Below are 2,262 nucleotides of genomic sequence, written 5' to 3'. Positions count from 1 at the left end.
GTCACGCCGCGTTCGCACCCGACTCCTTGTCCAGAACCATGTAGTCGAGCGGGATCTCGGTCGTGTATTTGATCTGCTCCATGGCGAAGGACGAGGACACGTCGCGGATCTCGATCTTGGCGATCAGTCGCTTGTAGAAGGCATCATAAGCGGCGATATCCGGGACCACTACACGTAGCAGGTAATCGACGTCGCCGCTCATGCGGTAGAACTCGACCACCTCCGGGAATTCCTGGATGACCTCGGAGAAGCGCCGCAGCCATTCATGGCTGTGCGAATTGGTGCGGATCGACACGAAGACGGTGACGCGTACGTTGACCTTCTCATGGTCGAGGATGGCGACGCGCCGCCTGATGACGCCCTCTTCCTCAAGCTTCTGGATACGCCGCCAGCACGGCGTGGTCGACAGGCCGACTTTCTTGGCGACGTCGGCCACCGCAAGCGTGGCGTCCTCCTGCAGGAGGCGGAGAATTTTTCTGTCGAGGCGATCCATGGGGAGGCTCCAGGGGAATAGTTTGGCTATAATCCCTTTTATCGGAGCCTTTCACAAGAAAGAAATTCTGCCAAAGGCACCAAAAGCGGGTGATATCTTGCGGAATGCCTAACCAATGCGATAGCGGATTTCCGACCTCAGGAAGGGCAGCAAATCCATTTCAAACCAGGGATTCTTCTTCAGCCAGCCCGTGTTTCGCCACGACGGATGCGGCAGCGGCAACACTTTTGGGCTGGCCGGCGTATCCCAGACGGCGCGCCAGTTCCTCACGGTATCGGTCAAGGACGCCGCGCGAGTCGTTCCCATATGCCAGGCCTGCGCGTAGCCGCCGATGGTCAGCACCAGGTCGATCTGCGGCATCAGCGCCATCAGGTCCCGGCGCCAGGCCGGCGCGCATTCGCGGCGCGGCGGCAGGTCCCCGCCCTTGGCGTCCTGGCCGGGAAAGCAGAAACCCATCGGCACGATGGCGAACTTTTCAGTGTCGTAGAACTCTTCGCTGCTGACGCCGAGCCAGCTTCTGAGGCGATCTCCGGAAGCGTCTGTGAAGGGCATGCCCGAGATGTGAACCTTGGTGCCCGGCGCCTGGCTGGCGAGCAGGATGCGGGCGCTCGAGGACGGCCTCAATACCGGGCGCGGCTCGTGCGGCAAGGGCCGGCCAAGCGGCTGGTCGACGCAGATGCGGCAGGCTCGCACCTTCGCGGTGAGGCGCTCCAATGCTTGGCTCATATCGGGCGGATTATCCAATCTTCGTCACTCAGGCCGTCGCGCTTGGCCGGCTCGTCAGCGCCGCATACCAGCGCAGCACATTCGTGCACTCCTCAGGCACCTTGATGCGGGCCGGCTTCATGAAATCGATGGCGATCATTCCGGTGATATCGGCAACCGAATAGGCATCGCCGGCGGCGAATTCGCGCTCCGCCAGTTCATGGTCGAGGAGATGCAGGAAATCGATCGCCTTCGGCTTGTTGGCCTCGCCCCATTCCGGGATCTGCGGCACTTCCCATTCCTTCATAGCCGGATGGATATGCCGGAACGCGGCCGCGACGCTGACCATGAGATTCAGTTCCAGGCGTCTTTGCCACATCTCGACTTTTGCCTTGCCGAGCGCGCCCGTGCCGAACAGCGCGGGCTCGGGATGCAACTCCTCGAAATAGCGGCAAATGGCGATCGATTCGGTGATGACGGTACCGTCCTCGAGCTCGAGCACCGGCAGGCGCCGCAGCGGATTGCGTTGCGCCACCTCTTCGCCGCGATGCTCCAGCGCAGCCATGTCGACGGGCACAAGCGGCACCGTCAGCCCCTTCTCGGCAAGAAAGACACGCACACGCCGGGGATTGGGCGCGCGGCCGCCGTCGAACAGCTTCATTCCATCCTCCAGTTTCTCCACCGGATCATAGGGCTCGGATACGCCCGTCACCAGAAGCGAAAGAACTCGCGCAACGCGTCGCTCAACGAGGCAAGCGTGCCGTGCTTTCTCTCGACCGGCGCGTCATGATGGCTGTCGCGCCAGTCCCGCGGCTCCTCGAAGGCGCCTGCCCAGATGCCGACCTTGGCCGCTCTTGCCACCGCTTCCTCGGTTTCGAAGTCGCCGAAGGCAACCGCCCATCCGGCCCGCACTTGGGCCGGGTTCAGGTCGGTGTCGCCTGCCCTGCAGTCGCCGAGCAGCCTGCCGTAACGGTCGCGCTGCCAGCCGCTGCAGGAAACCGGCCTGCCGGCGATCAGTCGTACCAGCGATTGCCGCGCCAGCTTGCCGCAGGGATAGTCGGCGC

General features: G+C 63.0%; 4 protein-coding genes. All 4 read right to left on the bottom strand.

The annotated features are described in order from the left end of the window. Position 1: 1 nt before the first annotated feature. A complete protein-coding gene (locus EOA28_RS33035) occupies positions 2–493 on the bottom strand; it encodes an Lrp/AsnC family transcriptional regulator (protein WP_040982768.1) in 492 nt (163 codons plus the stop codon). Positions 494–601: 108 nt separating this feature from the next. After that, a complete protein-coding gene (locus EOA28_RS33030; protein WP_127250577.1) occupies positions 602–1,219 on the bottom strand; it encodes a uracil-DNA glycosylase family protein in 618 nt (205 codons plus the stop codon). Positions 1,220–1,247: 28 nt separating this feature from the next. Then, entirely contained in the window at positions 1,248–1,859 is a 612-nt protein-coding gene (locus EOA28_RS33025; protein ID WP_127250575.1) for a glutathione S-transferase, read from the bottom strand. Positions 1,860–1,906: 47 nt separating this feature from the next. After that, positions 1,907–2,262, bottom strand: a 356-nt coding sequence (locus EOA28_RS33020) for a thermonuclease family protein (protein ID WP_148671015.1), incomplete at its 5' end; no start/stop codon positions are given.

It is taken from the genome of Mesorhizobium sp. M2A.F.Ca.ET.067.02.1.1 (assembly GCF_004023285.1).
GTDB lineage: Bacteria > Pseudomonadota > Alphaproteobacteria > Rhizobiales > Rhizobiaceae > Mesorhizobium.
The sequence above is the reverse complement of the archived record's forward strand: the minus strand, read 5'-3'. Positions and strand labels throughout refer to the sequence as shown.

Bases quoted from the DNA above. Each gene is read 5' to 3' on its own strand.
- EOA28_RS33030 (WP_127250577.1), bottom strand. From the start codon at position 1,219: ATGAGCCAAGCATTGGAGCGCCTCACCGCGAAGGTGCGAGCCTGCCGC.
- EOA28_RS33025 (WP_127250575.1), bottom strand. From the start codon at position 1,859: ATGAAGCTGTTCGACGGCGGCCGCGCGCCCAATCCCCGGCGTGTGCGT.
- EOA28_RS33035 (WP_040982768.1), bottom strand. From the start codon at position 493: ATGGATCGCCTCGACAGAAAAATTCTCCGCCTCCTGCAGGAGGACGCC.